Origin of the sequence: Actinomadura sp. NPDC023710 (genome assembly GCF_040639875.1) — a bacterium.
Taxonomy (GTDB): Bacteria; Actinomycetota; Actinomycetes; order Streptosporangiales; family Streptosporangiaceae; genus Spirillospora; species Spirillospora citrea.
In genome coordinates this window covers 126,068-133,949 of sequence record NZ_JBFAGB010000029.1, presented here as the reverse complement: position 1 = coordinate 133,949, position 7,882 = coordinate 126,068, and the positions used below count along the sequence as shown (strand labels likewise).

At 72.0% G+C, this 7,882-nt stretch carries 7 protein-coding genes; all 7 read right to left on the bottom strand.

Features of this window, described 5'->3' with window-relative positions; translation table 11 throughout:
* Positions 1-597 precede the first annotated feature (597 nt).
* The 7 genes from tyrS to argB all read right to left on the bottom strand — a co-directional run bounded on the left by tyrS (position 598) and on the right by argB (position 7,871).
* A complete protein-coding gene (gene tyrS, locus AB0H37_RS30155; RefSeq protein WP_329098731.1) occupies positions 598-1,875 on the bottom strand; it encodes a tyrosine--tRNA ligase in 1,278 nt (425 codons plus the stop codon).
* A 130-nt stretch (positions 1,876-2,005) separates the two neighbouring features.
* The gene (locus tag AB0H37_RS30150; RefSeq protein WP_329091551.1) at positions 2,006-2,641 is read right to left on the bottom strand and encodes a DNA-3-methyladenine glycosylase; all 636 of its coding nucleotides are present in this window, start codon (positions 2,639-2,641) and stop codon (positions 2,006-2,008) included.
* A gap of 88 nt (positions 2,642-2,729) precedes the next feature.
* Complete coding sequence (gene argH / locus AB0H37_RS30145) at positions 2,730-4,148, bottom strand: argininosuccinate lyase (RefSeq protein WP_360616492.1); 1,419 nt, start codon at positions 4,146-4,148, stop codon at positions 2,730-2,732.
* A gap of 150 nt (positions 4,149-4,298) precedes the next feature.
* Positions 4,299-4,838, bottom strand: coding sequence for an arginine repressor (locus AB0H37_RS30140; RefSeq protein ID WP_179838652.1), 540 nt, complete (start codon positions 4,836-4,838; stop codon positions 4,299-4,301).
* An 8-nt stretch (positions 4,839-4,846) separates the two neighbouring features.
* Positions 4,847-5,764, bottom strand: coding sequence for an ornithine carbamoyltransferase (gene argF, locus AB0H37_RS30135; protein ID WP_329091555.1), 918 nt, complete (start codon positions 5,762-5,764; stop codon positions 4,847-4,849).
* A complete protein-coding gene (locus AB0H37_RS30130) occupies positions 5,761-6,960 on the bottom strand; it encodes an acetylornithine transaminase (RefSeq protein WP_360616491.1) in 1,200 nt (399 codons plus the stop codon). Before AB0H37_RS30130 ends, argF begins: the two co-directional genes overlap by 4 nt.
* Positions 6,957-7,871, bottom strand: coding sequence for an acetylglutamate kinase (argB, locus tag AB0H37_RS30125; RefSeq protein ID WP_329098734.1), 915 nt, complete (start codon positions 7,869-7,871; stop codon positions 6,957-6,959). Before argB ends, AB0H37_RS30130 begins: the two co-directional genes overlap by 4 nt.
* Positions 7,872-7,882: the final 11 nt, after the last annotated feature.

The window sequence follows — 7,882 nt, the reverse complement described above, 5'->3', positions numbered from 1 at the left end:
CGAACCCCGACCGGCCAAACCTCAGGAAACAATCCCAGCATCACCATCCCCCACAAAGAGGGACAGCATTGCCTCAAAGAAATCCCCACCACCCCCGAAGAGATGGCACGGGGCGACCCGGCCGTTGAAGACCGAGCCGATAAAGGCACTGGCTTTTAACACGCTGTTGAGTTCTCAAGAAACGGACACCCACCGCGCCGGACCCCGCTCCCGCGGTCCCCGGCTCCGGGGCAACCCTTCAATCATACCCGATCCGCCCTGGTTTAACCAAATTCGGGCGGTTCGGCCTCGTTAGTCCCTTTTGGGCGCGACGTAGCGCACCCGTTCGGGTCTGTAGAGGTTTTCCCCTCGGGGCCGGCCGCCTGTCGGCGTCCCGCTCCCCCGTGGGGCGTGTAGAACATTAGGTCCCACCGCCAGGACCGTCAAATCGGCGCTGGCGGGGCATGAATCCGCAGGTCATCTACTGTTTTCAGTCTCGTAACCATGCCCGGTCACGGGCCGCCGTAACCGCACTGTGACGTGTATCTACCGAAGTTTTCCCTCGATATGACGACCGCCCGTCCGGGAACGGATCCGGACGGGCGGTCGGGTGGTGCTTCAGGAGGCGGTCACCTCGACGCCGCCCACGTTGCGCTTGCCGCGCCGCAGGACGAGGAAGCGGCCGTGGAGCAGGTCGGCGGGCGCCGGTACCGCCTCCTCCGACTCGACCTTGGCGTTGTTGAGGTAGGCACCGCCCTGGGCGATGGCACGGCGAGCCTCAGACTTGCTCTTGCAGAGGCCGGACGCCGCCAGGAGGTCCACCACCGGCGGCAGCTCCCCCGCGGGTACTTCCGCGCGGGGGACCTCGGAGAGGGCGGCATGCAGCGTCCGTTCGTCCAGTTCCTCCAGGGATCCCTGACCGAACAGAGCGCGGGAGGCCGCGATGACCCGGGCGGTCTCGTCCGCGCCGTGCACGAGCGTGGTCATCTCCTCGGCGAGCGCCCGCTGCGGTGCTCGCGCGGCCGGACGGTCGGCGCCCTGCTTGGCCAGGTCCTCGATCTCCTCGCGGGAACGGAAGCTGAAGAACTTCAGGAACTTCTCCACGTCCCGATCGTCGGCGTTGATCCAGAACTGGTAGAACGCGTACGGCGACGTCAGTTCGGGGTCGAGCCAGTAGGTCTCGCCGCCCGCGGTCTTGCCGAACTTGGACCCGTCCGCCTTGGTCAGCAGGGGCGTGGTCAGCGCGTGCGCGCTTCCCCCCTCCACCCGGCGGATCAGGTCCACGCCCGCGGTGAGGTTGCCCCACTGGTCGCTGCCGCCGGTCTGCAGCAGGCACCCGTGGCGTCGGTACAGCTCAAGGAAGTCCATGGACTGGAGCAGGACGTAGCTGAACTCGGTGTAGCTCATCCCGGTGGATTCGAGCCGGGCCCTGACGGTCTCGCGGGCGAGCATCCGGTTGACCGGGAAGTGCTTGCCGATGTCGCGCAGGAACTCGATGGCCGACATGGGGCCGGTCCAGTCGAGGTTGCTGACCATCGTCGCGGCGGTCGGGCCTCCGTCGAAGTCGAGGAACGCCGACACCTGGCCGCGGACCCGTTCGACCCAGCCGGCGACGGTCTCCTCGGAGTTCAGCACGCGTTCGGCGCTCTTGCCGCTCGGGTCGCCGATCAGGCCCGTGGCACCGCCGACCAGGCCGATCGGCCGGTGCCCGGCCTTCTGGAAGCGGCGCAGCGTGAGGATCTGGATGAGGTTGCCGAGGTGCAGCGAGGGCGCCGTCGGGTCGAAGCCGCAATAGAGGGTGACCGGTCCCGCGGCGAGCAGGGCCCGCAGTTCGTCCAGGTCGGTGGACTGCGCGATCAGGCCGCGCCACGCGAGATCGTCCAGGATGTCGGTCACGGTCTCCCTCGTCTCCGGCTTTCTTTTCGTGTGCCCCACCAGGCTGTCCCAGAGGGCGACTGTCACGCCAACGATATTCAACGTCCGCCGCAGCGTGGCGCCCACCGGCCGACCACATGATCACGGCGGGTCATCCCTCGGTGGTGATCTTCCTGCGCTGCCTCGGGACGTGCGGGCGGTAGGGGGAGACGGTCGGGTCTCCCTCGATCCAGAACCGCCACGGGATCTCCTTGGCGCCGTTGACGCCCGTCCGGGGACCGTTGCGGATCAACGCGGGGTCGGCGGGCTCACCCCTGAGGACCGTCATTGCACCCCCCGGCGTGCACACGTCCAGGCCGTTCTGCTCGCGGGCGACGCCGAGGGCCTGGCAGAGCCGGGCCGGACCGCGGGCCAGGTCGCGGACGGTCGAGCGGGGGCGGCGCGCCCTGGCGACGTCCTCCCCGGCGATGATCTCGCCGGCGCGGAGCAGCACCGCCATGGACGTCCCGTCCGGCCCGCACACGAGGTTCATGCAGAAGTGCATGCCGTAGGTGAAGTAGACGTAGACGTGCCCGGGCGGCCCGAACATGACCTCGTTGCGCGGGGTCGGTCCCCGGTAGGCGTGCGAGGCCGGGTCCAGCGGGCCCGCGTAGGCCTCCACCTCGGTGAGCCGGGCCGCCACCTCCCCCTCCGGGGTGCGGTGGCTGATCACGTGCCCGAGCAGCGCGGGCGCGACCTCCTCCACCGGGCCGTCGAAGAACTCCCGGGACAGCACCGCTCCGTCCATCGCCTCACCGTGGTCTAGGGGACAGCTTCGCCGCCCGACCAGCCTAGGGGGCGGTCCGCACCGCGGCGGCCGCCCCCGGCCCGCCGGGTCAGGAGTCCGAGCCGGCGGCCCACGCGGCGTGGCCGTTGACGAGCGTGCGCAGCGCGTCGATCTGCTCGCTGACGCGGTCGGGCGCGGTGCCCCCGTAGGCCTTGCGGGACGCGAGGGCGCCCTTGACGTTCAGCACCTCGCGCACGTCCGGCGTCAGGTGCGGCGACACCTTGCCGAGCTCCTCGTCGGTGAGGTCGTCGAAGTCCTTGTCGTTGACCTGGCACCAGACGACGAGGTGCCCGACGACCTCGTGGGCGTCGCGGAACGCCACACCGCGGCGGACGAGCAGCTCGGCGAGGTCGGTGGCGAGGGCGAAGCCGTCGGGGGCGAGGGCCTCGAGCCGCTCGGTGTTGACCCGCATGGTCGCGATGAGCCCGGACATGGCGGGCAGCACGAGCAGCAGCGTCTCGACGGCGTCGAACGCGCCCTCCTTGTCCTCCTGGAGGTCGCGGTTGTAGGTGAGCGGGAGGCCCTTGAGGGTGGTGAGCAGGCCGACGAGGTGGCCGATGAGGCGGCCGGCCTTGCCGCGCGCCAGCTCGGCGACGTCGGGGTTCTTCTTCTGCGGCATGATCGACGACCCGGTGGTGTAGGTGTCGTCCATCTCGATCCAGCGGAACTCCTGCGAGGCCCAGAGGCAGACCTCCTCGCCGAGGCGGGACAGGTGCACGCCGATCAGGGCGGCGGCGAAGAGGAACTCGGCGACGAAGTCGCGGTCGGCGACGGCGTCCATCGAGTTGGGCGCGGCGGCGTCGAAGCCGAGCTCGGCGGCGGTGGCCTGCGGGTCCAGCGGCAGGGACGAGCCGGCGAGGGCGCCGGAGCCGAGCGGGGAGACGGCGGCGCGCCGGTCCCAGTCGCGCAGCCGGTCGATGTCGCGGGTGAGCGGCTGGACGTGCGCGAGGAGCTGGTGGGAGAACAGCACGGGCTGGGCGTGCTGGAGGTGCGTCATGCCGGGCGCGGCGACGCCGAGGTTGTGCTCGGCCTGCGCGATCAGCGCGGTCTCCAGCTCGACCAGCCGCGACACGATCTGGCGGACGTGGTCGCGCAGGTACAGGCGCAGGTCGGTGGCGACCTGGTCGTTGCGGCTGCGGCCGGCGCGCAGCTTGCCGCCGAGGGCGCCGAGGCGCTCCAGCAGACCGCGCTCCAGGGCGGTGTGGACGTCCTCGTCGGCGACCGTGGGGCGGAACTCGCCGCTGCGGCACGCCTCCTCAAGGTCGTCCAGGGCACCGATCATGCGCTCCAGCTCGTCGTCGGTGAGCAGGCCCGCCCGATTGAGGACGCGGGCGTGCGCGCGCGATCCCATCAGGTCGTAGGGGGCGAGCCGCCAGTCGAACTGGACGCTCACCGAGAGCCTCGCGAGCGCGTCCGACGGGCCGCCTTCGAACCGGCCGCCCCACAGCCGCGTCGGTGCCTTGGTCACGGAGAATCCTCTACTTCCCACCACTGGTCGTTCGGTCAACTGCCATCTCACCACGCGGCCGCCTGCCGGGTACGGCACGGAAGCACCCGCATGGGACGCCGCGGTGCCGGCGTCCGCAACAGCGTACGGCGAATCCGCCGCGTCCCGCGGTCAGGACGGGCCGGAGTCGGGGCCGCCCGGCGGCCCCTGGGTTCGTCGCTCGCGCGTGCCGGTCAGCCGCAGCAGCGCCTGGGCGACGTCCTCCCCGCCGTGCGGGTCGCGGGCGATGACGAGGATCGAGTCGTCGCCGGCGACGGTGCCGAGAATGGACGGCCATTCGGCGTGGTCGATCGCCGAGGCCAGGTACTGGGCGGCGCCCGGCGGGGTCCGCACCATGACCAGGTTCGCCGACGCCTCGGCCGAGACGAGCAGTTCGGCGGAGAGCCGGGAGAGCCGCCCGGTGAAGGTCTCGGCGGCGCCGGTGCGGGCGCGGCGGATCCGCTCGCCGCCCTCGCCGGGCACGGCGTAGATCAGGCTGTCGTCGTCGGCGCGCAGCTTCACCGCGCCGATCTCGACCAGGTCGCGGGAGAGCGTGGCCTGGGTGACCTCGACGCCCTCGTCGCCGAGGAGCTTGGCGAGCTCGCTCTGCGAGTGGACGGGGTGCCGGGTCAGCAGGTCGATCACCCGGGCGTGCCGCGCGGCCTTGGTCATGGGGGTGGTCACCGGGCGCGCTCCAGGAGCCACACGAGCAGCGCCTTCTGGGCGTGCAGCCGGTTCTCGGCCTCGTCCCACACCCGGCTGCGCGGGCCGTCGAGGACGGAGGCGTGGATCTCCTTGCCGCGGTAGGCGGGCAGGCAGTGCAGGACGATCGCCTCGGGATCGGCGAGGGCGAGCAGGTCCTCGGTCACCGAGTACGGCTCGTACAACGCGGTGTCCTTGCCGCCCTGGCCCATCGACACCCATGTGTCGGTGGCGAGGACGTCGGCTCCGGCGGCGGCTCCGGCGGCGTCCGCGGTGACCGTCACGGACCCGCCGGTCGCGGCCGCGATCGCCTTGGCGCGGTCCACGATCGCGGGATCGGGCGGCTGGGACGCCGGGGCGCCGACCCGGACGTGCATCCCGGCGGTGGCGCAGCCGAGGAGGTAGGAGTGCGCCATGTTGTTGGCGCCATCGCCGAGGTAGGCGAGGGTGACGCCGGCGAGGCCGCCCTTCTCCTCCTGGACGGTCTGCAGGTCGGCGAGGATCTGGCAGGGGTGGAACACGTCGGTGAGCGCGTTGACGACCGGCACGGTGGTGCCGGCGGCCATCTCCTCGATGCGCTCCTGCCCGGCCGTCCGCCACACGATGGCGCTGACCTGGCGTTCGAGGACGCGGGCGGTGTCGGCGATGGTCTCGCCGCGGCCGAGCTGGCTCGTGCCCGCGTCCACCACCAGGGGGTTGCCGCCGAGCTCGGCGATGCCGGTGGCGAACGACAGCCGGGTCCGGGTGGACGGCTTGTCGAACAGCACGGCCACCGAACGGGGGCCCTCCAGCGGCCGGCGGCCGAAGCGGTCCTTCTTCACCTGCGCGGCGAGGTCGAGGACCTCGGCCTGCTCGCCGGGGCTGAGATCGTCGTCCCGCAGAAAGTGCCTGGTCACGGTGAGTTCTCCTGCTCAGGGGAGGCGGCGTCGAGGATATCGGGGAACGCCTCGGCGAACGAGCCCGCCTGCTCGGCGGTGAGGATCAGCGGCGGGGCGATGCGCACCGCGTCTGGCTGGACCGCGTTGACGAGGAAGCCGGCGTCGCGTGCGGCGGCCTCCACGGCGGCCGCGTACGGCCCGGTCAGCACGGCCGCCCGCCAGAGCCCGCGGCCCCGCACGCCCGCGAACAGCGGGTGGTCGACCGCGTCGAGCCCGGCGGCGAGGGCCTCCCCCACAGAGGCGGCGCTGGCGAGCAGGCCGTCCTTCTCGATGGTGGTGAGGACGGCGAGGGCCGCCGCCGCGGCCACCGGGTTGCCGCCGAACGTGCTGCCGTGGTCGCCCTTGGCGAACAGGTCGCCGTGCGGGCCGAACGCGACGCACGCCCCGATCGGCAGGCCGCCGCCGAGTCCCTTGGCGAGGGTGAGGACGTCGGGCCTGGCGTTCTCGTGCTCGAACGCGAACCAGGCGCCGGTACGGCCGATCGCGGACTGGATCTCGTCGGCGACGAACAGCGCGCCCGCCGCGTCGCAGATCTGGCGGACGGCGGCGAAGTACCCGTCCGGCGGCGGGACGACCCCGCCCTCGCCCTGCGTGGGCTCCAGGAACACCGCCGCGCAGTCCTCGTCCACCGCGGCCTTGAGCGCGTCCGCGTCCCCGTACGGGACGAACCGGACGTCGATCGCGAACGGCCCGAACGGCTCCCGGATCGCGGCCTTGCCCGTCAGGCTCAGGGCGCCGAGCGTCCGGCCGTGGAAGCCGTTCTCGGCCGCGACGAGGTACGGGCGCCCGTTCGCCTTCCCGTACTTGAGGGCGAGTTTGAGCGCGCACTCGTTGGCCTCGGTGCCGCTGTTGGCGAGGAAGACCTTCCCGTCGCCGCCCAGCAGCTCCCGCAGCCGCTCGGCGAGCAGCACCTCCGGCTCGTTCAGGAACAGGTTGGACGTGTGGGCGAGGGTCGCCGCCTGGGACGACACCGCCTCGACGAGCGCGGGATGGGCGTGGCCGAGCGAGCTGACCGCGATCCCCGCGATGAGGTCGAGGTACTCGCGGCCGCCGGTGTCCCACACCCGGCAGCCCTCGCCGCGCGCGAGCACCACGGGCGGGACGCCGTAGTTCGGCATGAACGCCGCCTCGAACCTCTCCCTCAGATCGCTCACGAGGCCTCCTCGACCCCGACGGCCCCCGGGAGACTGGGCAGCACCATCGTTCCGATCCCTTCGTCGGTGAAGATCTCCAGCAGCAGCGAGTGCAGGACCCGGCCGTCCAGGACGTGGGCCTGCGGGACGCCGCCGCGCACGGCCGCCAGGCAGGCCTCCATCTTGGGCACCATCCCCGCCGACAGGTCCGGCAGCAGGACGGCCAGCTCGTCGGCGGTGAGCCGGTCGATGACGTCGTCGCTGTCCGGCCAGTCCGCGTACAGGCCCTCGACGTCGGTGAGGACGACGAGCTTCGCCGCGTCCAGCGCGACGGCCAGCGCGGCGGCGGCCGTGTCGGCGTTGACGTTGTAGACCTCGCCGTCGTCGCCGCGCGCGACGCTGGAGATGACCGGGATGCGGCCGTCGTCCAGCAGCGCCCGCACGGCCCCGACCTGCACCTCGACGATCTCGCCGACCTGGCCGATGTCGACGGGCGCGCCGTCCACGACCGCGTGCTTGCGCTCGGCGGTGAACAGGTTCGCGTCCTCGCCGGACATGCCGAGCGCGAACGGGCCGTGCCGGTTGATCAGACCGACGACGTCGCGCTGGACCTGCCCGGTCAGCACCATCCTGACGACCTCCATGGCCTCCGGGGTGGTGACCCGCAGCCCGGCGGTGAACGTCGAGTCGATGCCGTTGCGGGCCAGCGCCGCGTTGATCTGCGGGCCGCCGCCGTGCACGACCACCGGCTTCAGTCCGGCGTAGCGCAGGAAGACCACGTCCTCGGCGAAGGAGTGCCGCAGCCGCTCGTCGGTCATCGCGTGCCCGCCGTACTTGATCACGACGGTCGTGCCGTGGAAGCGCTCCAGCCACGGCAGCGCCTTGATCAGGGTCTCGGCCTTGCCCATGACGCCCAGCCGGTTCTTGCGCATCTGCGCGCCCG